Source organism: Dyella silvae, assembly GCF_026421305.1.
Classification (GTDB): Bacteria; Pseudomonadota; Gammaproteobacteria; order Xanthomonadales; family Rhodanobacteraceae; genus Dyella; species Dyella silvae.
Genome location: NZ_JAPJBQ010000003.1, coordinates 461447 through 486616, shown reverse-complemented (window position 1 = coordinate 486616; position 25170 = coordinate 461447). Strand labels below are relative to the sequence as shown.

Annotated in this window: 30 protein-coding genes and 1 tRNA gene; 25 read left to right on the top strand and 6 right to left on the bottom strand. The window is 62.8% G+C overall.

Annotated features, from left to right (window positions below; translation table 11 throughout):
- Positions 1 to 3: 3 nt before the first annotated feature.
- The 3 genes from sdhD to OQE56_RS10665 form a co-directional block, all read right to left on the bottom strand.
- Entirely contained in the window at positions 4 to 417 is a 414-nt protein-coding gene (gene sdhD / locus OQE56_RS10675) for a succinate dehydrogenase, hydrophobic membrane anchor protein (RefSeq protein ID WP_267224179.1), read from the bottom strand.
- Positions 414 to 809, bottom strand: a complete 396-nt coding sequence (sdhC, locus tag OQE56_RS10670) for a succinate dehydrogenase, cytochrome b556 subunit (protein ID WP_267224177.1) — start codon at positions 807 to 809, stop codon at positions 414 to 416. Before sdhC ends, sdhD begins: the two co-directional genes overlap by 4 nt.
- A gap of 86 nt (positions 810 to 895) precedes the next feature.
- Positions 896 to 1063 carry a DUF1674 domain-containing protein gene (locus OQE56_RS10665; RefSeq protein ID WP_267224175.1) on the bottom strand — a complete coding sequence of 56 codons (168 nt, stop codon included), beginning with the start codon at positions 1061 to 1063 and terminating at the stop codon, positions 896 to 898.
- A 127-nt stretch (positions 1064 to 1190) separates the two neighbouring features.
- Here OQE56_RS10665 and ygfZ point away from each other — a divergent pair, with 127 nt between their 5' ends.
- Both ygfZ and OQE56_RS10655 read left to right on the top strand, forming a co-directional pair.
- Positions 1191 to 1988, top strand: a complete 798-nt coding sequence (gene ygfZ, locus OQE56_RS10660; protein ID WP_267224173.1) for a CAF17-like 4Fe-4S cluster assembly/insertion protein YgfZ — start codon at positions 1191 to 1193, stop codon at positions 1986 to 1988.
- Between the two features lie 450 nt (positions 1989 to 2438).
- Positions 2439 to 2873 carry a cell wall hydrolase gene (locus tag OQE56_RS10655; RefSeq protein WP_267224172.1) on the top strand — a complete coding sequence of 145 codons (435 nt, stop codon included), beginning with the start codon at positions 2439 to 2441 and terminating at the stop codon, positions 2871 to 2873.
- A gap of 72 nt (positions 2874 to 2945) precedes the next feature.
- Here the strand turns inward: OQE56_RS10655 and OQE56_RS10650 are convergent, their stop codons facing one another.
- Together OQE56_RS10650 and OQE56_RS10645 are read right to left on the bottom strand one after the other, a co-directional pair.
- Positions 2946 to 3266, bottom strand: coding sequence for a glycine zipper 2TM domain-containing protein (locus OQE56_RS10650; protein ID WP_267224170.1), 321 nt, complete (start codon positions 3264 to 3266; stop codon positions 2946 to 2948).
- Between the two features lie 143 nt (positions 3267 to 3409).
- Positions 3410 to 3994, bottom strand: coding sequence for a glycine zipper 2TM domain-containing protein (locus tag OQE56_RS10645; RefSeq protein WP_267224168.1), 585 nt, complete (start codon positions 3992 to 3994; stop codon positions 3410 to 3412).
- 140 nt (positions 3995 to 4134) lie between these two features.
- Here OQE56_RS10645 and OQE56_RS10640 point away from each other — a divergent pair, with 140 nt between their 5' ends.
- The 22 genes from OQE56_RS10640 to OQE56_RS10535 all read left to right on the top strand — a co-directional run bounded on the left by OQE56_RS10640 (position 4135) and on the right by OQE56_RS10535 (position 22755).
- Positions 4135 to 4902, top strand: coding sequence for a TatD family hydrolase (locus tag OQE56_RS10640; RefSeq protein ID WP_267224166.1), 768 nt, complete (start codon positions 4135 to 4137; stop codon positions 4900 to 4902).
- Between the two features lie 66 nt (positions 4903 to 4968).
- Complete coding sequence (locus tag OQE56_RS10635; protein WP_267224164.1) at positions 4969 to 5493, top strand: MarR family winged helix-turn-helix transcriptional regulator; 525 nt, start codon at positions 4969 to 4971, stop codon at positions 5491 to 5493.
- A complete protein-coding gene (locus tag OQE56_RS10630) occupies positions 5490 to 6998 on the top strand; it encodes an efflux transporter outer membrane subunit (protein WP_267224162.1) in 1509 nt (502 codons plus the stop codon). Before OQE56_RS10635 ends, OQE56_RS10630 begins: the two co-directional genes overlap by 4 nt.
- Positions 6985 to 8187 carry an HlyD/EmrA/EmrK family protein gene (locus OQE56_RS10625; protein ID WP_267224160.1) on the top strand — a complete coding sequence of 401 codons (1203 nt, stop codon included), beginning with the start codon at positions 6985 to 6987 and terminating at the stop codon, positions 8185 to 8187. The genes OQE56_RS10630 and OQE56_RS10625 overlap by 14 nt, the downstream gene beginning before the upstream one ends.
- A gap of 19 nt (positions 8188 to 8206) precedes the next feature.
- Positions 8207 to 9757 (top strand): DHA2 family efflux MFS transporter permease subunit, encoded by a 1551-nt coding sequence (locus tag OQE56_RS10620; protein WP_267224159.1) that lies wholly within the window; start codon positions 8207 to 8209, stop codon positions 9755 to 9757.
- A 116-nt stretch (positions 9758 to 9873) separates the two neighbouring features.
- Positions 9874 to 10359 (top strand): polyhydroxyalkanoate synthesis repressor PhaR, encoded by a 486-nt coding sequence (gene phaR / locus OQE56_RS10615; RefSeq protein ID WP_267224158.1) that lies wholly within the window; start codon positions 9874 to 9876, stop codon positions 10357 to 10359.
- 96 nt (positions 10360 to 10455) lie between these two features.
- A complete protein-coding gene (gene phbB / locus OQE56_RS10610) occupies positions 10456 to 11217 on the top strand; it encodes an acetoacetyl-CoA reductase (RefSeq protein ID WP_267224157.1) in 762 nt (253 codons plus the stop codon).
- Between the two features lie 255 nt (positions 11218 to 11472).
- A complete protein-coding gene (locus tag OQE56_RS10605) occupies positions 11473 to 12873 on the top strand; it encodes an FAD-dependent oxidoreductase (RefSeq protein WP_267224156.1) in 1401 nt (466 codons plus the stop codon).
- Positions 12866 to 13285: a DUF3293 domain-containing protein gene (locus OQE56_RS10600; protein WP_267224155.1), complete on the top strand. Its 420-nt coding sequence runs from the start codon at positions 12866 to 12868 to the stop codon at positions 13283 to 13285. The genes OQE56_RS10605 and OQE56_RS10600 overlap by 8 nt, the downstream gene beginning before the upstream one ends.
- A 118-nt stretch (positions 13286 to 13403) precedes the next feature.
- The gene (gene ccmA / locus OQE56_RS10595) at positions 13404 to 14054 is read left to right on the top strand and encodes a cytochrome c biogenesis heme-transporting ATPase CcmA (RefSeq protein ID WP_267224154.1); all 651 of its coding nucleotides are present in this window, start codon (positions 13404 to 13406) and stop codon (positions 14052 to 14054) included.
- Complete coding sequence (gene ccmB / locus OQE56_RS10590) at positions 14051 to 14737, top strand: heme exporter protein CcmB (protein WP_267224153.1); 687 nt, start codon at positions 14051 to 14053, stop codon at positions 14735 to 14737. Before ccmA ends, ccmB begins: the two co-directional genes overlap by 4 nt.
- A gap of 4 nt (positions 14738 to 14741) precedes the next feature.
- Positions 14742 to 15500, top strand: coding sequence for a heme ABC transporter permease (locus tag OQE56_RS10585; protein WP_267224152.1), 759 nt, complete (start codon positions 14742 to 14744; stop codon positions 15498 to 15500).
- A complete protein-coding gene (gene ccmD / locus OQE56_RS10580) occupies positions 15497 to 15700 on the top strand; it encodes a heme exporter protein CcmD (RefSeq protein WP_267224151.1) in 204 nt (67 codons plus the stop codon). The genes OQE56_RS10585 and ccmD overlap by 4 nt, the downstream gene beginning before the upstream one ends.
- Before the next feature lie 22 nt (positions 15701 to 15722).
- Positions 15723 to 16190, top strand: a complete 468-nt coding sequence (ccmE, locus tag OQE56_RS10575; protein WP_267224150.1) for a cytochrome c maturation protein CcmE — start codon at positions 15723 to 15725, stop codon at positions 16188 to 16190.
- Entirely contained in the window at positions 16187 to 18160 is a 1974-nt protein-coding gene (locus OQE56_RS10570) for a heme lyase CcmF/NrfE family subunit (protein ID WP_267224149.1), read from the top strand. The genes ccmE and OQE56_RS10570 overlap by 4 nt, the downstream gene beginning before the upstream one ends.
- Positions 18157 to 18699 (top strand): DsbE family thiol:disulfide interchange protein, encoded by a 543-nt coding sequence (locus OQE56_RS10565; protein WP_267224148.1) that lies wholly within the window; start codon positions 18157 to 18159, stop codon positions 18697 to 18699. Before OQE56_RS10570 ends, OQE56_RS10565 begins: the two co-directional genes overlap by 4 nt.
- On the top strand, positions 18696 to 19229 hold the full coding sequence (locus OQE56_RS10560) for a cytochrome c-type biogenesis protein (RefSeq protein WP_425601616.1): 534 nt from the start codon (positions 18696 to 18698) through the stop codon (positions 19227 to 19229). The genes OQE56_RS10565 and OQE56_RS10560 overlap by 4 nt, the downstream gene beginning before the upstream one ends.
- Positions 19226 to 20275 carry a tetratricopeptide repeat protein gene (locus OQE56_RS10555; protein WP_267224147.1) on the top strand — a complete coding sequence of 350 codons (1050 nt, stop codon included), beginning with the start codon at positions 19226 to 19228 and terminating at the stop codon, positions 20273 to 20275. Before OQE56_RS10560 ends, OQE56_RS10555 begins: the two co-directional genes overlap by 4 nt.
- Positions 20275 to 21378, top strand: coding sequence for a homoserine O-acetyltransferase MetX (gene metX / locus OQE56_RS10550; RefSeq protein WP_267224145.1), 1104 nt, complete (start codon positions 20275 to 20277; stop codon positions 21376 to 21378). The genes OQE56_RS10555 and metX overlap by 1 nt, the downstream gene beginning before the upstream one ends.
- Before the next feature lie 65 nt (positions 21379 to 21443).
- Positions 21444 to 22022 (top strand): cysteine dioxygenase family protein, encoded by a 579-nt coding sequence (locus tag OQE56_RS10545; protein WP_267224143.1) that lies wholly within the window; start codon positions 21444 to 21446, stop codon positions 22020 to 22022.
- A 25-nt stretch (positions 22023 to 22047) separates the two neighbouring features.
- Positions 22048 to 22133: transfer RNA gene (locus OQE56_RS10540), tRNA-Leu, on the top strand.
- A 148-nt stretch (positions 22134 to 22281) separates the two neighbouring features.
- Positions 22282 to 22755, top strand: a complete 474-nt coding sequence (locus OQE56_RS10535) for a hypothetical protein (protein WP_267224140.1) — start codon at positions 22282 to 22284, stop codon at positions 22753 to 22755.
- Between the two features lie 82 nt (positions 22756 to 22837).
- Here OQE56_RS10535 and OQE56_RS10530 read toward each other — a convergent pair whose 3' ends face one another.
- Positions 22838 to 23518, bottom strand: coding sequence for a hypothetical protein (locus OQE56_RS10530; RefSeq protein ID WP_267224138.1), 681 nt, complete (start codon positions 23516 to 23518; stop codon positions 22838 to 22840).
- A 600-nt stretch (positions 23519 to 24118) separates the two neighbouring features.
- On the opposite strand from OQE56_RS10530, the gene OQE56_RS10525 reads away from it, so the two are divergent.
- Entirely contained in the window at positions 24119 to 24826 is a 708-nt protein-coding gene (locus tag OQE56_RS10525; protein ID WP_267224136.1) for a recombinase family protein, read from the top strand.
- The last annotated feature ends 344 nt before the right edge of the window (positions 24827 to 25170 follow it).

Below are 25170 nucleotides of genomic sequence, written 5' to 3'. Positions count from 1 at the left end.
GAATCAGGCTCCCAGCGCCACGTGCAGCACGGCCATCAGCGTCGCCAGCGTGCCGAGTACTGCAATGAACTTCACCAGCACCAGGAGGGCGACCTCCTTCCAGCGGGTATGGACGTAGTCCTCGATCACGATCTGCAGGCCCAATACTGCGTGCCAGCACACCGTGAGCACGAATGCCACCAACAGCACCGCATTCCACGGCTTGGCGACGATCGAGTGGGCGGTCGCGTAGTCAGCGTGCAACATGCTGAGCACGGTCACCACGAACCACAGGGCGAGAAATACCAGCGCCGCGGCGGTGACACGCTGTGTCCACCAGTGGCCGACACCGGACTGCGCCGAGCCGAGGCCACGGGCGCGCTTCAGAGGATTGCGCAACTGGGTGCGCACGTCGTGCTGCTGACCATTCGCGCTCATGCCGCACCTCCACTCATCAGCACATAGGCCCACACGATGATGGTCAGCACAATGCTGCCGACGATCGCGAGCCAACTGGAACGGACGAACTGCGGGATGGCGTAACCCATGCCACCGTCCTGGATCAGGTGACGAATGCCGTTGCACAGGTGATAGAAAAGCGCCCACGTCCAGCCAAACATCAGCACCAGGCCGATCGGGCTGCCGATGCAGGTCTTGAACTGGTTATAGGAGTCTTCGCCATGGGCCAGGGAGAACACCCCCCACAGCACCAGCAGGGTTCCTACGGAAAGGGCAATGCCGGTAGCGCGGTGCACGATGGAGGTCACCATCTGCACTTGCCACCTATATATGCCCATGTGGGGAGAGAGCGGTCGTTGCGTATCTGCCATGGCGGCTATCCTGGGTGGAATCGCTGATGCCCTTTACCGCCCTTCCCTATCTCCGACGCACCGACGCAAAAAGCCGGCGCGGCGGATCAGAAGTCGATACAGCGCCCGTTCTTCTCCCAATCGCCATAGCGAGTGGGATCCGGGGCCGGCCGCTCCACCGGGGTCTTTTCCGTTGCCGGAACGGCGGGCACGGTCGCTTGCTCCGCGGGAACGGAAGCCGGCGAGGACTTAGGTTGGGAGGAAGTATCGGACATGGTATGTGAAAGCTGTAAAAGCGTAATACTTGCGTAAATTCAGCACAACCTTGACGGCCGGGCGATGGTCTGCCAGCAACCCTCCGCCCTTGTGCAACCGCCAGCCCGCCCCCAACCTCGCTCGCTTATGACCACCGACCACTCCGCAGAAACGCTTCTCATCGAAGGCGCCGACGCCATAGCGTTTGCGCAAGGCCAGTTCAGCAGCAACGTGAGCGCACTATCCGTTGGGCAATGGCAGTTCAGCGCCTGGCTGGATGCCCAGGGGCGCGTGCGCGCGTTGTTTCACCTGGCGCGCATCGCCCATGACTCTCTATTGTTGCTGTTGCGCGGTGGCGATGCCGCATCCCTGGCGCAAGGGCTGCAGCGCTTCGTATTTCGCGCCAAGGTAAAGCTGTCCGCTCAGCCCACTCGCGCCCTCGGCACCGGACCGGCGCTCAACACCTACGCCTTCCACGATGAAGGTGATCTCCGTATTTACGGATGCGGCACGCACAGCCTCGTCGTAGGTCATGCTTCCGATGACACCTGGCGGTCGCTGCAGATTCGCGAGGGTTGGCCGTGGCTCCCCGCGAGCACCATCGGTGAGTTGCTGCCGCAGGCCATTTCGCTGGAACGATTGCAGGCCGTCGCGTTCGACAAAGGTTGTTACCCGGGCCAGGAAATCGTCGCGCGCCTGCATTATCGCGGTGGCCTGAAGCGGCATATGCATTGCGTCGTATTGTCGCCAAAGCTTACTGGGGGCACCGTGCTGCGCCAGAACGGCAAGACAGTGGGTCAACTGCTTGATGCAGTCCACGATGAAGGCGGTGCCACCGCACTTGCCGTCATCGATGACGACGTCATCGACCTGCTGAAGAGCCATGCATCTGTCGCCATCGACGAAAGCATCACCTTGCGCGTTGTACAGAGTTGGTCAGCGTAAGAAACAATCACGCAAATGCACTCGCGCAAAATCATGAATGTGAGTGTGACGTGAACGACGGCACTTGCCAGACGCGGAACTGACCACTAGGCTCCGCCAACTAAATTGAATGGCACCCACTGCCCGAGGTGCCCACATACGCGACGAACCGGAGGGGTCCGGATCAGCGCGACCCGACAGAAATGTCGGAGTACATGCCGCCATTAGGTGCGGATGCAGTTGCAGGCAACGTGGTCGTTAGTACCCGAGCATGGCTTTGCAGCACAAAAAGTTTTGAGTGGCACCGGATCAGCCGCTCGACTGGCCACAATCCCGTGGCAAACCGCCTGACCACAAGTTTCGGTCGAGGCGATTTAATCCAGGTGGAACGGCCTGCCCGCCCGTCCACCGCAACGGCGCGTCGAAGTCAGCAGTATCGACCTCGCGCGTACAGCACGCTGGAGGCAGACAATGAAACTTTCCATGCTGTTGTGGCTGGCGTCCGTGCTGCCCCAACCCCTCGCGGACCAGACCTGCCTGGCCACGACGGTGTATCTCGAGGCACGCAGTGAATCGACCATCGGCCAATACGCCGTGGCCGAAGTGGCCCTTCGTCGTCGCGACCGCGGCACCTGGGGCGATAGCGTTTGTGAGGTAGTGACCTCTCCGCGTCAATTCGCACTGACAACAACCGCGAGCAGTTTCGAAGTAACCGATCTCAACTCCTGGACCAAGGCGTGGAAGATTGCTGGCGACTCGATCAGCAACTGGAGCCTGCCGAAGGGAGAGCGCACAGTGTATGTGCCACAGGCAGATCACTTCGCTACGCTCGCATCTTCGCCCGCGTGGTCTACCAAGCGCGTCAAGACCATTGGCGATCACGCCTTCTACGCTGTCAGCAACTAACCAGAATAACCGCAATAAAAAAAGGCCCTCGCAAGAGGGCCTTTTTTATTTGGACGTCCAGACGTCCGTTTATCAGAGTCGATAAACCAGGTTGTCGCGAATCTGCACGTAATCGCCAGGACGAACCTGCGGGTCAGCGGCCTGCGTCACCGTCGCATAGCGACCGTCATCAAGCTTGACGGTGACCTGCCACGCGACGTCAGGACCACCCGAGTTCTTGCCCACCTGATTACCGATCGCGCCACCGGCCACTGCGCCGGCGACCGTCGTCAGCGTCTTGCCACTACCTCCGCCGAACTGGTTGCCGATCACGCCACCGGCGATGCCGCCGATGACCATGCCGAGCGGCGACGAACCTTTCTGTGTCTGGATCTGGCGTATGTCACTGACCACGCCACACTGCTCACAACGATTGGACGCACCGGTATAAGTTACTTGCCGTTGCGGGGGTGTCTCACATCCCGAAAGAAATGCTATTGCGGAAACTAGTCCCAAGACAGCCAAATGTTTAAGCAGTGTCTGCATGGCGTGAATCCTCAGTGAGCGTCAGATACGGCTACCACACCTTCCTGTACCTGCAGCCTGTCGCCCGGATCGCGATCCATTCGTACAGTGCGGGTGACACCGTTGTACTCGTAAGTCACATCGTACGCCACCACCCGGTCGCCGGAGTTGCCCTGCACCGTGTTGCAGCGACGCTGCGTGGTCTGCTGCGTTGCGTTTTCCTGATGGTTTTTCTGAATTTCGTGGCCGGCGTAACCGCCGCCAACCGCACCCGCCACGGTGGCCAGCGTGCGCCCCTTGCCGCCGCCGATCTGGTTACCCAGCAGGCCGCCTGCGACGGCACCAATGGCCGTACCGGCAATCTGATGCGTGTCCTGCACCGGCTTGTGCGTGGTGACCACCTCGTCATGACACTGCTGCTGCGGCGCGCTGGCAGCCTCGCGCACGGGCGTTACGTTGACGACGCGCGCGTACTTGGCACCATTGGAAGCGCCTTGCTGCTGCGCCATGGCGCCGACGCCACCGTCAGCGTTTGCGTCCCGATTGCACGCCGAAAGACCCAACACCAATACACCGGCGAAACCAACGTGCAGCGCCGAAACGACCAACCTGTTCATAATATTCTCCTGTCTGGACCGGCGGAGCGCCCCCGCTCCTGCTCGAATTCGATCCCAGCGTAACCATTGAACCTCTGGGTCACTGAATGTTTGCTTAGATCGAAGCCAGCCATTTTTTCAAACTCAGGACGCCTGAAACTGTGCTCGAGCTCACCGACAGCCATGCCCACATCGACGATGCGAGCTTTGAGTCCGACCAGGAGGCCATGTTTGAGCGCGCGCGCGAGGCCGGAATCCGGCATATCGTGGTGCCCGCCATTGACCGGGCCTCGTGGGCACGCATCGCCTCGCTCTGCGCAAGCCACGCGCAAGCCCACCCGGCGTACGGGCTGCACCCGATGTACCTGGATCAGCACCAGCCCGCCCACCTGGACGAACTGGTGACACAGCTGCAAACCCATCGCGCCATCGCCGTCGGCGAGATTGGCCTTGATTTTTTTCTGCCCGAACTCGACCCGCAGCGCCAACGCGACTACTTCCACCGCCAGCTTCGCATTGCTCGCGACTTTGACCTACCCGTGATCGTGCATGCGCGACGCGCCGTGGACGAGGTCACGTCCACCCTCAAGCGCATCGGCGGGCTGCGCGGCGTCGTACACAGTTTTTCGGGAAGCCTGCAACAGGCTCAGCGACTGTGGGACATCGGCTTTCATCTTGGCATCGGCGGCCCGGTGACCTACGACCGCGCTCAACGCCTCCGCTCCATCGTCGCGAGCATGCCCATCGAATGGTTGCTACTGGAAACGGATGCGCCCGATCAGCCCGGCGCCTGTCATCGCGGCCAACGCAACGAGCCGGCCCACCTGATGGAAGTGCTGAGCGTGATCGCACAATTGCGCCATGAAAGTGAAACATCCGTGGCAGCCGCCACCACGCAGAACGCGATGCGATTGTTTCAATTTCCCTGAAGGCTTGTAGACGTCACGGGAGCGGTGCTAGCCTAATAGTTCACCAGCGAACTATTCTCTGATGAAATGAGCAAGCTGAATGAATGCCTGGACCATATGGATGCCGGTATCGCCCGCGTGGGCGAGATGCTTCCTGATGTCCCGCAGCAGGAAGTACGCCTGACCCGGCTGCTTATGCTGGCCGGTACCACCATGCTCACGGAGCTGGAGCGCGAGCTTAAGCCGCACGGCCTCAACGACAGCGACTTCCGCACGCTGATGATTCTCTACAGCACGCCCGAAGGTGCCTCGCCCAGCGAGCTTTGCGACTTTGCACAGCAAGGCGCGACCAATATGACGCGCATCAGTAACGTGCTGGTCAAAGCCGGACTCATTACCCGCGCTCCCAGCGCGGAAGACCGGCGGCGCATCGTTCTCACCATCACCGCAGCTGGCAAACGCCTGGTGCGAAAGATGCTTCCCCCGCTATTCCCGAAAGTGCTCGGCTCCTTCGCATCCCTGAATGCCAGCGACAAGCGCACGCTTGAACGTCTGTTGCGGCGGGTACTTCTCGACATCGATTCAGTTCATCGCTCGGACCCTAGTCCATGACTTCACGCATCCCGATTCGCCACGGAATGGCCCAGCGCGCAGCACTTGCCTGCGCCGTTGCGTTGGCCGTGGCCGGTTGTTCGATCCCCGCCAAACTGGGCCATCCCGCCATTCGCGACGATGTTCCCCTGGCAGGCCTCCAGACCGCCACGCGCGCTGGCTGGCCTGATGCCGAGTGGTGGCGCCAGTACAACGACCCGCAGCTCGATCAATTGATCGCGATGGCGATGAAAGGCTCGCCCGATCTGACGGAGGCGCATGCCCGCATCGACTCTGCTCAACAGTCGATCCGGGTGGCCAAAGCCCAGGCCGGGCTCAGTGTCGATGGCAGCGCGCAGGTGGCTCGCCAACGCCTGAGCGATAACGGGCTGATTCCGCCCAAATTCCTTGGCTTCACCTGGTACAACCAGGGCGACATCGGCGTGCAGGCGCAATACGACTTTGACTGGTGGGGCAAGAAGCGCAACACCATCGAGGCCGCTGTGGATCAGGCCCACGCCGCCGAAGCGCAACACAGCGCGGCAGCGCTCGCGATTCAGAGCACGGTAGCCGACACCTACTTCGGATGGCTGGCCGACGAGGCGCGCATCGGCATTGCCAAGCAGTCCGTGCAAACGCAGGAGCAACTGCTACGCATCGCCCAACTTCGCGTGCGCCAGGGCGTAGACCGCCCTGACACCGTGCAATCTGCGCAGGCACAACTCGCCGCGACGCGCCAGTTGCTGGTGGCCCTGGAAAGCTCCGAACGCATTCGCCAGGCCGCTCTCGCAAGCTTGCTGGGCGTATCGCCTGCACAGTTGCCGCCCATGGAGCCACGTGCCCTACCCGCCACCAACAGCGGACTACCGGACAACGTTGGCGTCGACCTGATGGCACGCCGGCCGGATATCGCCGCCAGCCGCTGGCAGGTGGAATCCGCGCTGCGCCAGACCGACGTTGCGCGTGCGGAGTTCTATCCCGATATCAGCATCAGCGCTATGGCGGGCCTGTCCAGCATTGATCTGGACAAGATGTTCAGTAGTGGAAGCCGTGTGTTTGCGCTCACGCCTGCCCTACATTTGCCGATCTTCACCAGCGGCCTGCTCGACGCGAATTACGGCGTGAGCAGGGCCCAGCTAGATACCGCGGTGGCGCAGTACAACAGCACCGTGCTCAGTGCCGCGCGCGATGTCGCCACGCAGAGTCTTACTGCGCAACAACTGGATGGCCGGCGCAAGGAGCAGGCCCATGAGATCTCTGCCAATCAGCAGTTGTTCGACAACGCGCAAGCGCGCGTGAAGCGCGGCGTCAGCGATATTCGCGAAACGCTTGGTGCCAAGGCGCAGTTGCTGCAGCTGCAGGACGACGATGTCAATTTGCATGCGCAAGCCCTGTCCACCGATGTATCGCTGATCAAGGCCTTAGGCGGCGGCTATCGCGCCAGTACGCCTGATCAGGTCTCCAGCACGCCTGCCCCCACTTCCCCTGCGACCCTTTCCGGAGACGCCACTGATGAGCGCCACTGATTCCGCCGTCACTAAGAACGATAACGACAGCGGCTTGGCCGCAAAGGATCCGGCCAAGCGGCGGCGCGCGCTGCTCATCGTCACCTTCGTTCTCCTCTTTGCCGGCGGCCTGTGGGTGCTGCTGTGGCTGTTCGTGTTCTCTACTCGCGAGACGACCGACAACGCCTATGTGGGCGGCAATCAGGTGGCGATTTCGGCGCAGGTGCCTGGCACGGTGGTGGCCATCCTTGCGGATGACACGCAGCGCGTCGAAGCCGGTCAGGTTCTGGTGAAGTTCGACAGCACCGATGCCGACGTGCGACTGCAGCAGGCCAGCAGCCAGCTCGCGCAGGTGGTGCGCCAGGTGCGCCAACAGACCGACTCGGCCACTAGCGCCGACGCCCAGGTTGCCAAGGCCAGGGTGGACCTGAAGAAGGCGCAAGCCGATCTTGCCCGCCGTCAGCCGTTGATCGCCGAACAGGCCGAAGCGCCCGAAACCGTGCAGCATCTGCGTGACAGCGTCGATCAGGCACAGGCCTCGCTGGACGCCGCGGTGGCGCAGGCAGCAGCCACGCGCGCTGCCGTCGAAGGCACGGAGATCGCCACCAACCCATCGGTGGAACAGGCCCGCGCGAATTTCCGCGCCGCATGGATCGCTGCGCGGCGCAACAACATCTACGCCCCGGTCACCGGCTACGTCGCCCAGCGCAGCGTGCAGGTTGGCAACAGCGTGCAGGCGGGTCAGCAGCTGATGACGGTGGTGCCGCTGCACGACCTGTGGGTGGACGCCAACTTCAAGGAAAACCAGCTGCGCCATATTCGCGTCGGCCAGCCGGCCAAGGTGGTGGCGGATGTCTATGGCGGTAGCGCCGAGTTCCACGGCAAGGTGATCGGCCTTGGCGCCGGCACCGGCAGTGTGTTCTCGCTGCTGCCAGCGCAGAACGCCACCGGTAACTGGATCAAGGTCGTGCAGCGCGTGCCGGTGCGCATCGCGCTCGACGACAAGGAACTGGATCAGCATCCGCTGCGCGTGGGCCTTTCGACGGAAGTCACGGTGGATATCACCAACGACAAGGGCGCGATGAATGCCGCCCCCGGCAACGGTCAGCCGATTGCGCAAACGGACGTCTACGAACAGATGGCCAACAAGGCCGACGAGGAAGCCGAGAAGATTATCCAGGCCAATCTGAGCAAGCGCAGCGCTAACTGACCCGCGACTCGAGCCCGACATGGCCTCTACTCCCAATGACATCAAGCCGCTGCCGCCTTTGCACGGCACCGCGCTGGTTCTGCTGACCATCGCGGTCGCGTTCAGCACCTTCATGGAGGTGCTGGACATCACGATCGTCAACGTCGCCGTCCCGCACATCGCCGGCAGCCTGGGCGTCAGCGCCAGCGAAGGCACCTGGACCATCAGCTCCTACTCGCTCGCCAGCGCCATCATGCAGCCGCTCACGGGCTGGATTGCGCGGCGCTTCGGCGAAGTGAAGACCTTCGTCGTCTCGGTGATGCTGTTCGTGGTGTTCTCCATGCTCTGCGGCCTCGCCACGTCCATGCCGATGCTGGTGTTCGCGCGCCTCATGCAGGGCGCCGGCTCCGGCCCGATGGTGGCGCTGTCGCTGACCTTGCTGCTGGCCAGCTACCCCAAGGCAAAGCAAGGCATCGCGCTGGCGCTATGGGCCATGACCGTGGTGATCGCCCCCATCTTCGGCCCGATTCTGGGCGGCTGGATCACCGACAATTTCTCGTGGCCGTGGATCTTCTACATCAACCTGCCGGTGGGTGTGCTCGCGGGCATCATCACCTGGACGCTGCTGCACAAGCGTGAAACCAAGACTTATCAGGCACCCATCGACGCGATAGGTCTGGTGCTGCTGGTCGTCGGCGTGGGCTGCCTGCAGTTCATGCTCGACAATGGCAATGACCATGACTGGTTCGCCTCGCCGCTGATCGTCACCCTGGGGCTGATTGCGGTGGTATGCCTGGTCTTCCTGGTGGTGTGGGAGCTGCACGCCAAACACCCGGTGATCGACCTGAGCCTGTTCCGCAAACGCAACTTCACGGCCGGCGTCATCGCCCTGTCGCTGGGCATGTTTGCGTTTTTCGGCATCAACGTGGTGTTTCCGTTGTGGCTGCAGACGACGCTCGGTTACACCGCTACCTGGGCGGGCCTGGCGACGGCGCCGGTGGGCATCCTGGCTTTCCTGCTTTCGCCCATCATCGGCCGCAACATGGACAGGCTGGATCTGCGCGGCATCGTCACGTTCTCCTTCATCGTGTTCGCGGCCACCGCGTACTGGTTCTCCGGTTTCGACAGCACGGCATCGTTCTCCACGCTGGTGGTGCCACGCTTCATCATGGGCATTGCCATCCCTTGCTTCTTCATTCCGCTCAACCAGATCTATCTGGCCGGACTGAAGCCGGAAGAGTTCGCCAGCGCCAGCGGCCTGGCTAACTTCTTCCGCACCCTGGGGTCGAGCGTATCTACCGCGGTGACCGTGACCCTGTGGCAGCACCGGGGCATCCTGCACCACGCCACCCTGACCGAGAGCGTCGTGCCGACCAACCCGGCAGCCCCGCAGGTGATCCAGGGCTTGACCCGGGCCGGCTTCAGCACCTCGCAGGCGCTGGGAGTGACCGACCAGCTGGTGAACCGGGAAGCGCTGACCCTGGCGGTCAACGACATTTTCTGGCTGTGTGCCGTGCTATTTGTCTTGCTGATTCCGGTGATCTGGCTGGCCAAGCCGCCCTTCGGCAGCGGAGGCGCGCCGGGGCACTAAGAAGCCCTCTGTCGGCAGGTATTTGATCCAAGGGGCATTGCTGCGCCGACCAGTGCAGCAATGGATACCACTTGGGCGACTGGTGCGGCGCAATACGTTCTGCTAGCTTGTGCCGCATGGCACAAACTATCCGCATCATCAAGAAGTATCCGAACCGCCGGCTCTACGACACGGAGATCTCCAGCTATATCACGCTGGAGGAAGTCCGACAGCTGGTGCTGGATAGCGAAACTTTCGAGGTCCGCGACGCCAAGAGTGGGGAGGACCTTACTCGCTCGGTGCTGCTGCAGATCATCTCTGAGCACGAAGAGAAGGGGCAGCCCATGCTGTCGCCTCAATTGCTCAGCCAGATCATCCGCTTCTATGGCGACTCGTTGCAGGGCTTCATGGGCCCGTATCTGGAGCGTAGTCTGCAGGTCTTCCTGGACCAGCAGCAGCAGTTCCGCACGCAGCTCAACAGCCTGCTGGGCCAGACGCCCTGGTCCATGCTCAACGAGCTGACCGAGCGCAACATGGACGCCTGGCGCAACATGCAGCGCGGCCTGCTCGACGCTGCCACCCAGGCGCAGACGCCGCCGCGCGGCGGCAAAAAGCCCGGCTAAGTCATCTGCCGGCGCTGTTGCAGCGCCGGCCCTTCCCTCCCTCCGCCGCTGCAGCACAGCACGTGCTGCCGTGCGGCATGTGCACGAGTCCTTCACATGAGCCTGTCTGCCCAAACGCCACGCGTTGCCATCGTGACCGGAGGCATTGGCGGCCTGGGCACGGAGATCTGCCGCCAGCTGGCGCAGGCCGGGCGTCAGGTGATTGCCGTGGACCTACCCGCACGCGAAGAGCGTTTGCATGCGTTTCAGCAGGAAGTAGCTGATCTCAATGGCGCGATTCGTTTCGAACCCGCGGATGTGAGCCAGTTCGAAAGCTGCGCCGACCTGATCGGCCGGGTCGAGTCGGCCCACGGCAGTGTGGATATTCTCGTCAATGCCGCCGGCATTACCCGCGATACCAGCCTGCGCAAGATGTCGCCACAGCAGTGGCACGAGCTGATGCGCGTGAATCTCGATGGCGTGTTCAACATGTGCCGCAACGTCGTCGAGGGCATGAGCGCGCGCAGCTTCGGCCGCATCGTCAACCTCAGCTCGGTGAACGGCCAGACTGGCCAGTTCGGACAGACCAACTACTCGGCCGCCAAAGCGGGCGTGCACGGCTTCGGCATGGCACTGGCACGCGAAACGGCACGCAAGGGCATTACGGTCAATACCGTTTCGCCGGGCTACTGTGACACGGCGCTGGTCGCCGCCGTGCCCGCCGATATCCGCGAGCAGATCGTTGCGGATATTCCAGTGGGCCGCCTCGGCTTGCCCGGCGACATTGCACGCGCCGTCACCTTCCTCACCGCCGACGATGCGGGTTACATCACGGGTGCCAACCTGCCGGTCAACGGCGGGTATTTCATGAGCTTCTGACGCCCTCTTCCTGCGCCCCTGCTCTCAATCGTCATCCCAGCGAAAGCAGGAAGCGCTTCACAACAGCCGCAGGCTGGTCATCCAGCGACTTTAATGCGTCAGAGCCACGGCACTGGATCCCAGCTTTCGCTGGGATGACGGCTCCTCAGCCCCTGACGCGAATGCGGGTAACCGCCCCCGCACATGCTGCCATCGCCCGCCCGCCGCTGACCCGCTACTCTTGGCGCTTCACGCATTGCCTATCAGCGGAGCTCCATGGCGAAGCACATCACCCTCATCGGCGGCGGCCTGGTCGGCGCGCTGCTTGCCCAGCAGCTGGCCAAACGTGGATTTGCGGTAGATGTGTATGAGAAGCGCCCCGACCCGCGCATCGCGGGATTTGTCGGCGGGCGCTCCATCAACCTGGCGCTGGCCGAGCGCGGCCTGCACGCACTGCGGCAGGCGGGGCTGGCGGACGACGTACTCCAGCGCGCGGTGATGATGCGCGGACGCATGGTCCACACCCGCGACGGCCGTTCCGGTCTGCAGCGCTACGGCGTGGACGACAGCGAAGTGATCTGGTCGGTCTCGCGCGGCGCCCTCAACATGCTGCTGTTGGATGCTGCGGAAGCCGCGGGCGTGCGGTTCCAATTTGGTCAGTCGCTGGTCGATGCCGACTTCGATGCGGGCCGCATCCGACTTGCCGATGAAAGTGGCGCCGAGCGCACTATCGACGCCCCCGTCGTGATTGGCGCCGACGGTGCCGGCTCCGCCCTGCGTGCAGCGATGAGCAAGCACGCGCCGCTGGGCGAGCGCATCGAAGGCCTGGGCCACGCCTACAAGGAACTGGAGATTCCATCAGGAGGCACGCTTCCGGCCGATCTGGTGACAAACAGCGGCGGGCACGACCAGTTCGCGCTGGAACCCCATGCCCTGCATATCTGGCCGCGCGGCGGCTATATGTGCATCGCGCTACCCAACACCGAAGGTACCTTCACCGTCACGCTGTTCCTGCCAGCGCAGGGCGCACACCCCAGCTTCACCACGCTGCCCGATGCTGCCGCCGCGCGCACGTTTTTCCAGGACGATTTCCCCGATCTGCTGCCGCTGATTCCCGATTTTGCTGCGGACTACGACGGCCACCCCGTAGGTACGCTGTCCACGCTTTACCTGGAGCGCTGGCATCTGGGAGGGCGCGCACTGCTGGTGGGCGATGCTGCCCACGCCATCGTGCCGTTCCACGGACAAGGCATGAACTGCGGCTTCGAAGACACTGTCGTGCTGGCCTCGCTGCTGGCCGAAGCGCCAGACGATACGGCCGAGGTATTCGCCGAGTTTCAGCGCATTCGCCAGCCCAACAGCGACGCAATCGCGGCGATGGCGCTGGAGAATTACATCGAGATGCGCGACTCCGTCGCCGATCCGCACTATCTCGCCAAACGTGAACTCGGCGCTTTGCTGGCCGAACGGGCGCCGCAGCATTTCATGGCGCGCTATCGCATGGTCACCTTTACTCACCTGCCCTATGCCTACGCTTTTGAACGCGGGCGCGCGCAGGATCAGTTGCTTGAACAGCTGTTGCGTGGGTCCACGCACGCCCGTTCAGTCGACCTGGATGCCGCGGTCGCAGCATTGCGCGCCACGCTGCCGCCGTTGCCTGACGTGCTGCATGGATGAGGCACTGCTCGCCGCCTATCGGGCCACCGACTATCGGGTGCGCCTGACGGGCGGTGGCTGGGCCAGCATCCGCATCGATAGCCCGCTGCCCGACACCTTGCGTGACCTGACGGGCTACTACCACTGGGGTTTCATCACGGCATGGAATCCCTTGTCCCAGCCCCAGTCGCGGGCACGAAACCAGCTCGCCCAAAAACAGTTGCTGCAGCGCTTGAAGCAAATGCCACACGTCCGCGCCACGCGCGCAGCGGTGGGCGTGGGCAGCAATGGCTGGCATGAGCGCAGCCTGTTTGTCGTTGGCCCACCCGCCAGCGCCTTCGATGCACTGGGCCAGGCGTTCGGACAGAACGCATACGTCCATGGCGATGGCCAGGGCTTTGCCCGTCTTCGCCTGCTCGCCGCGCCGGGATGAAAGCCTCCGCCCATGGCTGCTCCATCTCAGGCCAGCTGATCCCTCACCCCGTGACAGGCCCCCTTGGCGGCACCGCGCCGCATGGACAAGCCTGTCAGGCATTTCGGACAATCGCGCGATGACTGCCCTGTCTGCCACTGCCCCCTCGCCGCAGAAGCTTCTTCTGGAAGCGCGGGCGCTCTCGTTTTACCGCCAGGACGAACCCGTGTTTGGTCCCCTGGATTTCTGCCTGCATGAGGGCGAAGTGGCGCTGGTCGAAGGCGACAACGGCAGCGGCAAGACCACCTTGCTGCGCATCCTGGCCGGTTTGCTGCACCTGGACGAGGGCGAACTGCGTTGGCGTGGCCAGCCGTGGCGGCGCATCGAGCACCTTGGTGACACCTTGTTCCTCGGCCATCACCTCGGGCTGAAGTCTGATCTCAGCGCACGCGAGAACCTTGCCGTTGCTGCGGGTACGTATGGCAAGCGCCCGGGCCGTGACGTCACCAACGTATTGAACGATATCGGCCTGGCCGGGTACGAAGATGAACCCGTGCGCCGCCTCTCTGCCGGCCAGAAGAAGCGCGCCGCCCTCGCCCGCCTGCTCCTGCTTCCCGCCACGCTATGGTTGTTGGACGAGCCCTACGCCAATCTCGACCGCACCGGCATCGAACTGGTCAACCGCCTGCTGCTCGAGCATGCCGCGGAGGGTGGCGCCGCACTGGTGACCAGCCATGGCGCGGTGAGCTTTCTCCAGGGCGAACCCAAACGGGTACGTATGCACGCATGAGTCACGCGACGCTCGCTTCCGCCTGCGCCGCCGTGTTGCGCCGCGACCTCACCCTGGCCTGGCGCCGCCGTGGCGATATCGCCATGCCGGTGCTGTACGCCCTGATCGTCATCACCCTGTTCCCGTTTGCGCTGGGCCCGGAAGACGCCTTGCTGCAGCGGATTGCGGGCGGCGCGGTGCTGGTGACCATGTTGCTGGCGATGCTGCTCGCGCTGGACGCCATGTTCCGCGGCGATATCGAGGATGGCTCGCTGGAGCAACTGATGATGTCCCCTCAGCCACTGGCGCTGATGCTGGGCATGAAAATCCTAGCGCACTGGGTAACCACTGCATTGCCGCTCATCGTCATTGCGCCGCTGCTCGCCGGCATGCTGCATCTCCCCACCGCGGTGATGCCCGTGCTGGTGTATGCACTGCTGTTGGCAACACCGCTACTGAGCCTGCTTGGAGCGGTGCTGGTGGCGCTCACGGCCGGCTCGCGACGCTCTGGTATGCTGCTGGCGCTGATGTTGCTGCCGCTTTGCGTACCCGTGGTGATCTTTGCCGCAGGCGCTGTCGCCGCGGCTCAACAGGGGCTGCCGTGGCTTGCACCCATCGCCTGGCTTGGCGCTGCGCTGGTCATGGCGCTGGTGCTGGCCCCCTTGGCCTGTGCCGCCGCCCTCCGCATAGCTCTGGACGCATAAGACGATGGCCAACTGGATCCCCTTGTGGGTGCACAAGCTCAGCTCGCCGCCTAACTTCTACCGTTTCGCGGGTGTACTGCGCCCCTGGGCCCTTGGCCTTGCTCTGCTTTTTGGCGCTATCGCGCTGTACGGCGGCCTGGTACTGGCCCCGGCCGATTATCAGCAAGGTGATGCTTACCGCATCATCTTCATCCACGTGCCCTGTGCATGGATGAGCCTGTTCATCTATGGATTGATGGCCGTCGCCTCGTTCATCTCGCTGGTGTGGCGCATCAAGCTGGCCGAAGTGGTGGCAATGGAATCGGCGCCCATCGGTGCGGCCTTCACCTTCATCACCCTGGTCACCGGTTCGCTCTGGGGCAAGCCCATGTGGGGCACCTGGTGGACGTGGGATGCGCGACTCACCTCGGAACTGGTGTTGCTGTTTCTGTATCTGGGCGTGATCGGCCTGTATCACTCGTTCGAGGATCGTCGCCAGGGCGCGCGCGCCGCGGCGTTTCTCGCCATCATCGGCATCATCAATGTGCCGATCGTGCACTTCTCGGTGAACTGGTGGAACACGCTGCATCAGGGTTCCACGGTACGCATTCTTGGTCCCTCGAAGATGAGCAGCGACATGCTGTGGCCGCTGCTGACCATGATGGTCGCCACCAAGTTCTATTACATCGCTAGCCTGTTTGGCCGCGTGCGCACCGATCTGTTGTCGATGGAAAGCGGCAAAGACTGGGTGCGTCAGATTGCAGATCAGGAGGGCCGCCCATGAGCCCGTTCTCGTGGGATCACTTCCTGACGATGGGTGGCTACGCCGCCTACGTATGGCCGGCCTTTGCGGTGTTCTTCATCGTGCTGGCGGCCGACTATCTCAGCCCCGGCCTGCGCCGCCGCCGCAACCTGCGCGAACTGCGCGCACGCATGGCGCGACAGAGTGCTCGCCAGCAACAACGCACCCCTGCATCGCCCTGAGCGATCACACCACGAGCGATACATGAACCCCACTCGCAAACGCAGACTCACCATCGTTCTTCTCGTCGCCGCAGCAGCGGTCGTCGCGGTGGGGCTGATCGTGTTCGCCTTGCAGCAGAACATGAACTACCTGTTTACCCCGAGCCAGGTGCAAACCGGCCAGGCCAACAGCTACAAGACCTTCCGCCTCGGTGGCATGGTCAAGGCAGGCTCCATCCAGCGCAGCAGCGATTCGCTCAAGGTCACCTTTACCGTGGTCGATGCCGCTGGCTCAATGCCGGTGGAATACACCGGCATCCTGCCGGACCTGTTTCGCGACAACCAGTCAGTGATCGCCACCGGGCATATGGACAACGCACGCTTCATGGCCACCGAAGTGCTGGCCAAGCATGACGAAACCTACATGCCGAAGGAGCTGAAGGACGCCATGGCCAAGGCGCATCAAGGCAAACAAGTCGACGAAACCGCCGGACAGGACAAGCCGCAATGACACCGGAACTCGGTCAACTCGCGCTGATCCTCGCCCTGCTGCTGGCCTTCGCGCAGGGCGTGTTGCCGCTGATCGGCGCCTGGCGAAACCATCGCGCGTTGATGGCCGTTGCGCGCCCCGCTGCGGCGGGGCAGGCCGTGTTTGTATCGCTGGCCTTTGTGCTGCTGGTGTGGGCGTTCCTGCAGTTCGACTTCTCGGTGCAGTACGTCGCCGACAATTCCAATCTTGCCCTGCCCTGGTACTACCGCATCGCAGCGGTGTGGGGCGCGCACGAAGGTTCGCTGCTGCTGTGGATCTTCATCCTCAACCTGTGGACGCTCGCGCTGACGGTGTTCAGTCGCAATCTTCCCGAGGTATTCGTGGCACGCGTGCTTGGCGTGCTCGGCCTGGTGTCCGTCGGCTTTCTTGCCTTCATCATCTTCACCTCCAACCCGTTCTTGCGTTTGCTGCCGATGCCGGCCGACGGTGCCGATCTCAATCCGGTGCTGCAGGATCCTGGCATGACGTTCCACCCGCCCGTGCTCTACATGGGCTACGTGGGTTTCTCGGTGGCGTTTGCGTTCTCCATTGCGGCATTGCTCGGCGGTGAGCTGGAACAGGCCTGGGTGCGTTGGGCGCGGCCATGGACCAATGTGGCGTGGGCGTTCCTCTCTGCGGGCATCGTGGCCGGCAGCTGGTGGGCGTATGCCGAACTGGGCTGGGGCGGTTGGTGGTTCTGGGACCCCGTCGAGAACGCCAGCTTCATGCCGTGGCTGGTGGGTGCGGCGCTGATCCATGCGCAGGCCGTGACCGAGAAGCGCGGCGCCTTGCGCGCATGGACGATCCTGCTTTCCATCTTCGCGTTCTCGCTGTCGCTGCTGGGCACGTTCCTGGTGCGCTCGGGCGTGCTGACCTCGGTGCATGCCTTTGCCTCGGATCCGAAGCGTGGCCTGTTTATCCTGTGCTTCCTCGCCGTGGTCGTTGGCGGTTCGCTACTGCTGTACGCGCTGCGCGCGCCAAAGGTGGCGGGCGGAAAGCCCTTCAGTGTTGTGTCGCGCGAAACAGCCATCCTGATCGGCAACCTGATGCTCACCGTGGCAGCGGCGATGGTGCTGCTGGGCACGCTGTTCCCGCTGGTGGGTGATGCGTTGAACCTGGGCAAGGTATCGGTGGGCCCGCCGTATTTCGGCCTCCTGTTTACCCTGCTGATGCTGCCTGTGGTGGCGCTGCTGCCGTTTGGTCCGTATCTGCGCTGGGGCAAGAGCGATACGCCTCTGCTCAAGCGCATCATGTGGCGTGCCGGCCTCGCCGCCATAGCGTGCGCCATCATTGCCGCCTTCCTTACCGACGGTGAGACCAAGGCGATTGCCGGCACGGCCGCCGCCGTGTGGTGCGGTTTCGGCACCCTGCTCTACGTGGTCAAGCGCTGGCGCGAGATGCCGGCGGGCCGCCGCTATCCGGCGGAAATGGCGGGCATGCTGCTCGCGCACTTTGGCGTGGGCGTGTTCCTCGCCGGCGTCCTGCTTACCAATGCGCTGAGCGTTGAGCGAGACGTGCGCATGTCGCCGGGCCAGGCCGAAAGCATCGGCGGCTATGACTTCCGCTTCGATGGCGTGCATGAAACGCAAGGCCCGAACTGGCACGGCGACCAGGGCACAGTGACGGTGATGCGCAACGGGCGCGAGGTGGCAGTGATGCACCCGCAGAAGCGCACTTACACACGCGGCCAGGTGCAGACCGAGTCGGCCATCAATCCGGGCATCACCCGTGACCTGTACGTAGCACTGGGCGAACCGATGGATCGCACGCAGCCGGATGGCGCGTGGGCGCTGCGCCTGTATGACAAACCCTTCGTGCGCTGGATCTGGGCTGGCGGCCTGTTCATGATGCTGGGCGGCTTCTTTGCCGCCGCTGACCGCCGCTTCCGCGCCAAACGCGTTGCAGAAACCGAAGCGGTGCCGGCCGCTGCCCTGCAGGAGTCGCGTGCATGAGCCGCCTGGTGCCGTTCTTCGGGTTCATGCTGCTGGTGGCGCTGTTCGGCTTCGGCATCTGGTGGAACACCCAGCACGACCAGCGCGAAGTGCCTTCACCGTTGATCAACAAGCCCGCCCCTGCCTTCGTGCTGCCCAAGCTGGACGACCCCACCCAGACGGTCAGCCGCGAAGCCCTGATGGGCAAGCCGTATCTCATCAACGTGTTTGCCAGCTGGTGTATCGCCTGCGGCGAGGAACACCCGGTGCTGATGACGCAGGGCAAGTCCATCGGCGTGCCCATCATCGGTTACAACTACAAAGACGCGGCGGATGACGCGAAGGCCTGGTTGGCAAAACACGGTGATCCGTACGACATGGTGATCGTGGATCAGGAAGGACGCACCGCCATCGATTTCGGTGTGTATGGCGCGCCGGAAAGTTTTCTGGTGGATGGCAAGGGCGTGATTCGTTACAAGCGCATCGGGCCGCTGACGCCGGAAGCGATCGAGAAGGAATTGAAGCCGGCCATCGCAGCTCTCGCCAAGGAGCAGCCATGATCCGCCCGTTTTCCTTTTCTGTGGGAGCCCACCCTGTGGGCGACAACCAGACAAAGCGGCGAACATGGCGTCGCGCACAAAGTGCGCTCCCTCAGGTGCTGTTCGCGTTGCTGTTCCTGATCGCCGGCCTCGCCTTTGCTCAGGCCATTGAGCCACTGCCCTTCAAGGATCACGCGCAGGAAGTACGCTTCCAGAATCTCACGCGCGAACTGCGCTGCCTGGTCTGCCAGAACGAAAATCTCGCCGACTCCAATGCCGACCTCGCCCGCGATCTGCGCCATGAAGTGTTTGAGCAGATGCAGGCTGGCAAGAGCGATGACGAGATCAAACAGTATCTGGTCGACCGCTATTCCGATTTCGTGCTGTACGACCCGCCGGTCAAAACGAGCACGCTGTTGTTGTGGTTCGGTCCGCTGGTGATCCTGCTGGCAGGCGCGGCCGTGGTGGTGGTGACCATTCGCCGGCGCAGCCGCGTGGCGCCCGTCAACACCGTGGACGACAAAGCGGCCGACGAAGGGGACGATTGGTGAAGCTTGGTTTCTATCTGATCGCCACGGCGATGATCGCCGTGGCGCTGGCACTGCTGCTGTTGCCACTGGTACGGCATGGGCGCATGCAGGGACGGTCGCGTGGCATCTTTGCGCTGGCGCTATGCGTATCGATTGCCATGCCAATGGCAGCCGTCGGGCTGTATCTCATCGTCGGCACGCCGGTGGCACTGAATGGTGTGCAGCACGCCGAGTCCAGGCTGAGCATCGACCAAGCCGTCGAGGAACTGAAAGCGCACCTCGCGCAGCAGCCTGACGACCTGCAAGGCTGGATGCTGCTCGGGCAGACCAGCGCGGTCATGCATCGCTCCGCCGAGGCGCGTGCCGCCTACGAGCAAGCCTTGCGCATCGATACCAACAACAGCGCCGCCATGGTGGGCTGGGCCGAAGCCGATTCGCTGCTGCGCGACGATCACCGCATCGAAGGCCGTGCACGGGATCTGCTGGAGCGCGCCGTTAAACTCGACCCGCAGAGCCAACACGGCCTGTGGTTGCTTGGCATCAGTCAGTTCCAGCACGACCAGTACGCCGAAGCGGCGGCCACCTGGCGCCAGCTGCAGCCGCAACTGGAACCGGGCTCCAACGTAGCCAAAGCGGTTGCCGAACAGATTGCCGTGGCCGATGCACGCGCTGGCGGCGACAGCAAGCCGGCCACCGACGCCCAGGGGTCGGCCGAGACTCAAGGCGCTGCGCTGCAGGTACAGGTTAGCCTCTCCCCGGATCTCAAGAGCAAGCTGGCGCCGGGCGACACCCTGTTCGTCTACGCCCGCGCGGAACAAGGCCCGCCCATGCCGTTGGCTGTGGCCCGGCTGGATGCCACCACCCTGCCCACCACCGTGACGCTCACCGACGCGATGGGCATGACACCCCAACTCAAACTATCCTCCGCGGCACGCGTGTTCGTCGGCGCCCGCATCAGCAAGAGCGGCCAGGGCATGGCACAGGCAGGTGACCTTGAGGGCGATGCCGGTGTCGTCGATGTCAGCACGCGGACACCTATCAAAATAGATATCGACAAGGTCCATTGATGACTCATGACGCGCGCCGTTACTTCGCCCTTCCCTCGCCCTTTGCGATGAAGCGCGGAGGCGAACTCCACGGCGCCCGTGTTGCCTACGAAACGTGGGGCGAACTCAGCCCCGCGCGTGACAACGCGGTATTGATCCTCACCGGCCTCTCGCCCAGCGCGCATGCCGCCTCCAACGCGGAAGACCCGTCAGATGGCTGGTGGGAGGCCATGATCGGCCCCGGCAAAGCCATCGACACTTCGCGCTGGTTCGTCATTTGCGTGAACTCGCTGGGCAGCGACAAGGGTTCCACCTGCGCCGCCTCGATCAATCCTGCCAGCGGCGAGCCGTATCGCCTGCAGTTTCCCGAGCTGTCACTGGAGGATGTGGCCAACGCCGCGCATGCCGCGGTGAGCAGCCTGGGCATCGACCAGCTCGCCTGCCTCATCGGTTGCTCGATGGGTGGCATGAGCGCGCTGGCTTACATGGTGTTGCATCCGGGCAGCGTGCGCGCCCACATCAGCGTGGACACCGCCCCGCAGGCGCAACCCTTCGCCATCGCCATCCGCTCGCTGCAGCGCGAGGCCATTCGCCTCGATCCGCGCTGGAACAAGGGCCACTACAGCGAGACCAGCTACCCCGAAGATGGCATGAGCATCGCCCGCAAGCTTGGTGTGATCACCTACCGCTCGGCGATGGAATGGAACGGCCGCTTCGCTCGAATCCGCCTCGAAGCCGAAAATCGCGACGACAACCCCTTCGGCTTCGAATTCGAAGTGGAGTCCTACCTCCAGGGTCATGCGCAACGCTTCGTGCACACCTTCGACCCCAACAGCTATCTGTATCTCTCGCGCGCCAGCGACTGGTTCGATATCGCCGAATATGGCGACGGCAGCATCATGGAGGGCCTCAAGCGCATCCGCATCGAAGAGGCCATGGTGATTGGCGTAAGCACCGACATCCTGTTCCCCCTGGAGCAACAGGAGCAGATTGCCGAGGGCCTGAAAGCGGCAGGCGCCGCCGTCGAGTTTGTGGCGCTGAACTCCCCCCAGGGCCACGACGCCTTTCTGGTCGACATCCCCAACTACAGCCGGGCCATTGGCGGCTTCCTCGCCCGACTCTGAACGACCGTCTGCGTGCCCGGGCCAGCGCTGCTAAGATGGCCCGGCAGCCGTAACCCGAGAACACCATGCTCACCCTCGACTTCCCCGGTTCCCGCAAGCTGATCGATGCCATCGACGCCGCCGTCTCCAACGACTGCACCCGCGCCGTTACCGACAGCCTCCGCAACAGCCTGTGCAGCCTCATCCGCAACAACGAAGTGACGCTGCCTGAGTGCGTGTTCGAAACCGCCGAAGGCCGCTACGCCCGCCGCGAGCTGTATCACAGCGAAGACCACGGCTACTGCGTTGTCGCCATGACCTGGGGCCCCGGCCAGGGCACCCCCATCCACGACCACTGCGGCATGTGGTGCGTGGAAGGCGTCTGGAGCGGTGCGCTGGAAGTCGTGCAGTACGAGCGCCTTGCAGATGAGGACGGCCACTACCGCTTCCAGCCCGTGGGCTCCATCCAGGCCGGCCCCGGCTCCGCTGGCAGCCTGATCCCGCCCCACGAGTACCACACCATCCGCAACCCCAGCGACAACGCCGTCGCGGTGAGCCTGCACATCTACTCCGGCCAGATGACGCACTGCGCCGTCTTCCAGCCGCTGGGCCATGACCAGTACCAGCGCACCGACCGTCAATTGGGGCTCGACCCGGTCCACTGAACCCGGCATAATGACCCGCTGCAGTGCCGGTGTGGCGGAATGGTAGACGCGGCGGACTCAAAATCCGCTGGCAGCGATGTCGTGTAGGTTCGAGTCCTATCACCGGTACCAGTTGTAGAAAAATCCTGTATTTCAAGGCATTACAAGACGAGTTAGCGCAACGCTAGTACACCCGTCTAGTACACCTTCAAAGAAGCCCTGAGGGAAACCTCGGGGCTTTTTCGTTGGTATGCTCTCGCGTACATCCACGGGGGCAATCATGGACATCGATTCGATCGGTCGAGCCTACGCGGCAGTAGAGGGCTCGATAAAAATCGCAAAGGCGCTTGCGGGAGCCTCCAGTGCGATAGAAGTCGCGGAGCTAAAACTTCGTGCAGCCGAACTGATTAACTCCTTGGCGGACATCAAGATCGAACTCGCCGCATCCAAGGATGAGAAACAGCGGCTTCAGCACGAGATAGAAGAACTGCGAGATACCCTGCAACTGAAGGCAACGGTTGTGCGCCTGTTGGATGCCTTCTACACAGCGGATGCCGAAGGAAAACCAACAGGCGACCCGTTCTGCTCTCGCTGCTGGCAAGTCGATCATCGGCTGATCTATTTATCCGGCCCGCAAATCGGCACTGCTAATACGAACTGCACTCACTGCAGATCATCGTACGCGTCGCGTAGGACTCCGTTCAGCGCCGACAAATTTATTGAAGCTAATCCTCAGTATCTGACGAAAGTCTAGCATCTGGACTTACACGGCCGATTTGCGACAAAGATTCGAAGCAGTGTCGACGATCCAGAACCGCAAGCCCCCGTTCTGAAACTCAATAGGGCATGAAGCTGAGTTTCTCGCATATTTTCAGGTGCTGAGATGCCTCGCCTGCACCATCGCACTGCGCAGCGCAATGAGAATGGTCACCCTCACCCTGAAAGCACTCAACGAAACATTGCGTTTTTTGCTTCTCGCCCAGAGGCCAATCCGCCATTCCCTGCGCTCGCGCAGCCAGCAGTGGTGCCGGATCGAGCGTCTGTAGGCGCGGATTGATGTAAGCCCTCAGTCGCTGCAGCTTTGCTGTCTGTTGCTCCCGCAGCCCGCTACTGGTTGCCGTATTCGTGCTGGCCGGCCTGAAAACACGTAGTTGGGCCTCCACAACTCCTGTGCAGTAGGCTGCCTTCAGATCCGTATTATCTGGCGCCGCTTTGGGCGCACTCACAACTTGCTGCTGGGCGTCGAGTTCCTGGCGCTGTTCAAAGATCCGAATCTGTTGTTGCTGCATCAACAATTGCTGCTGGAGTTGAAGTTGAGCTGCGTTGGGAACCACCACGGGTTGAGGCGCCTGATAAACAGGCATCGGCGGCGGAGGCGGAGGCGGCGCGATTTGAGTAGTAGTGCAGTGGAAATCCCCTGCTACGCCTGCGAAGCAATTCGTTGTCGACGTGCCCACCTGCCCATAGGCTGCGGCACATGACAGGGTGAGCAATAGGCCAAGAACACTGCGCTTCATTGTGTCTCCCCCTACCGAAGCCTCTGGCCGATCATAGCCAGCAATTGGAACTACTTCAGCCGTTTTGCCGCAAAAATCCGAAGCGGTATCGATCGATCAAGCGCAGTGATTACCCCCGTGGGGCCTCCCTCGATCACCCGCCAAGTTGTGTGTAACGAATCATCAGCGCTAGGCTAAAGCCTCGTTCCCCTGCCAAAGGAGTGAGGAGATGCTTGTTGCAAAGTTTCTCCGCACCCCGACCTCGGACCTGCCGTTAGTGGATGGCAGCCGTTGACCTGAGGGGTGCGAAAGGGAATCCAAGTGGGTATCGCATCGACCCGTCGCGTCGGAGATGCGGTGCTGTCGCCACTACGGCGGCCTCAAGGGGACGCGCAAAAAGAAATCCCTTGGTGCTCATGGTCGGATGGTCAACACCTTGGACAAAGGGGCCAGCTGATGCTGACAACCCCATGCGACCAAGGCTCCGAGAGGCCGATCAGGTTCCCGACTAGTCCTTGGTATGCCCATCAAATAAACACCAATTCTTGAGATTTGGTGCTTGCGTTCATCGTGGAAGCCTTGGCATGCTTGGCCTCAGGTCAGCCAATATGCACGGACGCCATGACTTCCAAGCCTGCAGCAGCAGTCGCCTACCTCCGCACCTCTTCGGCCACGAACACCGGACAAGACAAGGACAGCCACAAGAGGCAGCTGACCGCGATCACCAACTACGCCAAGCGACATGGGCTGATCGTTCACGAGCCTCCGTTCTACGACGCCGCCGTGTCGGGCTCGGACCTGATTCAAGATCGCCCGGGCTTCTCCGCGATGCTGAGCTACTTGGGGGAACACCCAGAGATCCGCACGATCCTTGTGGAAACCGCATCGCGTTTCGCGCGTGACCTGATCGTTCAAGAGACCGGGTATCGGTTACTGCAGGCACGCGGCATCGAACTGATCGCGGTCGACTCTCCCAACAACTTCCTCGACGACACACCCACTGCCGTCATGGTGCGGCAGATCCTCGGCGCGGTTGCGCAGTTCGACAAGGCAATGACCGTTGCCAAGCTGAGGGGAGCCCGTGACCGCAAGCGATCCACACACGGCAAGTGTGAGGGGCGGAAGAGCATGGCCGAAACGCAGCCTGAGGTTGTCGCGCTGGCCCGCAAGCTCTACCGCCGGAACCCTGCGACGGGACAACGGCGCTCGATGCGAGAGATCGCCGAGGAGCTGACCAAGGCCGGCCACAAGAACAGCAGGGGAAACATCTACCAGATCACCGCCATCCGTCGCATGGTGGGCGCTGAGGCTCCTCGCAGGATGGCCTGAGGGTTCCGCCGAGTGCTATTGGCACACACCCTCGGAGAGCTGCAGCACTGAGCGCCGATTCAATTAGCGCCCACCTTCGGATAACCGGCCGCATTACCACTCACCTTCGGAGAACCTGAGGACACTCCTCGGAATCCCGGTGCTCGCCTGATCACGTTCTCTGCAAGATCGCCGACGATCAATTAGGCCGCACAATCGAATAAACGCACGCAGCGTTGCCGCCCCTTCTACCGATTGGCCTCGGTGGGTGTTGTCCGTGCGCTCCCTGCGAGCGCATGGGCTTTTTCGATTTGCCCGCGCGCGTCCGGGCTCCTCTGTTTTGCTTTTTTTCGCCACGCACGTCA

Bases quoted from the DNA above. Each gene is read 5' to 3' on its own strand.
- ccmA (WP_267224154.1), top strand. From the start codon at position 13,404: ATGACTGCCCTGTCTGCCACTGCCCCCTCGCCGCAGAAGCTTCTTCTG.
- ccmB (WP_267224153.1), top strand. From the start codon at position 14,051: ATGAGTCACGCGACGCTCGCTTCCGCCTGCGCCGCCGTGTTGCGCCGC.
- ygfZ (WP_267224173.1), top strand. From the start codon at position 1,191: ATGACCACCGACCACTCCGCAGAAACGCTTCTCATCGAAGGCGCCGAC.
- ccmD (WP_267224151.1), top strand. From the start codon at position 15,497: ATGAGCCCGTTCTCGTGGGATCACTTCCTGACGATGGGTGGCTACGCC.
- sdhC (WP_267224177.1), bottom strand. From the start codon at position 809: ATGGCAGATACGCAACGACCGCTCTCTCCCCACATGGGCATATATAGG.
- OQE56_RS10630 (WP_267224162.1), top strand. From the start codon at position 5,490: ATGACTTCACGCATCCCGATTCGCCACGGAATGGCCCAGCGCGCAGCA.
- OQE56_RS10665 (WP_267224175.1), bottom strand. From the start codon at position 1,063: ATGTCCGATACTTCCTCCCAACCTAAGTCCTCGCCGGCTTCCGTTCCC.
- OQE56_RS10600 (WP_267224155.1), top strand. From the start codon at position 12,866: ATGGATGAGGCACTGCTCGCCGCCTATCGGGCCACCGACTATCGGGTG.
- OQE56_RS10535 (WP_267224140.1), top strand. From the start codon at position 22,282: ATGGACATCGATTCGATCGGTCGAGCCTACGCGGCAGTAGAGGGCTCG.
- phbB (WP_267224157.1), top strand. From the start codon at position 10,456: ATGAGCCTGTCTGCCCAAACGCCACGCGTTGCCATCGTGACCGGAGGC.
- OQE56_RS10545 (WP_267224143.1), top strand. From the start codon at position 21,444: ATGCTCACCCTCGACTTCCCCGGTTCCCGCAAGCTGATCGATGCCATC.
- OQE56_RS10655 (WP_267224172.1), top strand. From the start codon at position 2,439: ATGAAACTTTCCATGCTGTTGTGGCTGGCGTCCGTGCTGCCCCAACCC.
- metX (WP_267224145.1), top strand. From the start codon at position 20,275: ATGACTCATGACGCGCGCCGTTACTTCGCCCTTCCCTCGCCCTTTGCG.
- OQE56_RS10560 (WP_425601616.1), top strand. From the start codon at position 18,696: ATGATCCGCCCGTTTTCCTTTTCTGTGGGAGCCCACCCTGTGGGCGAC.
- OQE56_RS10570 (WP_267224149.1), top strand. From the start codon at position 16,187: ATGACACCGGAACTCGGTCAACTCGCGCTGATCCTCGCCCTGCTGCTG.
- ccmE (WP_267224150.1), top strand. From the start codon at position 15,723: ATGAACCCCACTCGCAAACGCAGACTCACCATCGTTCTTCTCGTCGCC.
- OQE56_RS10635 (WP_267224164.1), top strand. From the start codon at position 4,969: ATGAGCAAGCTGAATGAATGCCTGGACCATATGGATGCCGGTATCGCC.
- sdhD (WP_267224179.1), bottom strand. From the start codon at position 417: ATGAGCGCGAATGGTCAGCAGCACGACGTGCGCACCCAGTTGCGCAAT.
- OQE56_RS10530 (WP_267224138.1), bottom strand. From the start codon at position 23,518: ATGAAGCGCAGTGTTCTTGGCCTATTGCTCACCCTGTCATGTGCCGCA.
- OQE56_RS10525 (WP_267224136.1), top strand. From the start codon at position 24,119: ATGACTTCCAAGCCTGCAGCAGCAGTCGCCTACCTCCGCACCTCTTCG.
- OQE56_RS10645 (WP_267224168.1), bottom strand. From the start codon at position 3,994: ATGAACAGGTTGGTCGTTTCGGCGCTGCACGTTGGTTTCGCCGGTGTA.
- OQE56_RS10585 (WP_267224152.1), top strand. From the start codon at position 14,742: ATGGCCAACTGGATCCCCTTGTGGGTGCACAAGCTCAGCTCGCCGCCT.
- OQE56_RS10620 (WP_267224159.1), top strand. From the start codon at position 8,207: ATGGCCTCTACTCCCAATGACATCAAGCCGCTGCCGCCTTTGCACGGC.
- OQE56_RS10565 (WP_267224148.1), top strand. From the start codon at position 18,157: ATGAGCCGCCTGGTGCCGTTCTTCGGGTTCATGCTGCTGGTGGCGCTG.
- OQE56_RS10625 (WP_267224160.1), top strand. From the start codon at position 6,985: ATGAGCGCCACTGATTCCGCCGTCACTAAGAACGATAACGACAGCGGC.
- OQE56_RS10605 (WP_267224156.1), top strand. From the start codon at position 11,473: ATGGCGAAGCACATCACCCTCATCGGCGGCGGCCTGGTCGGCGCGCTG.
- phaR (WP_267224158.1), top strand. From the start codon at position 9,874: ATGGCACAAACTATCCGCATCATCAAGAAGTATCCGAACCGCCGGCTC.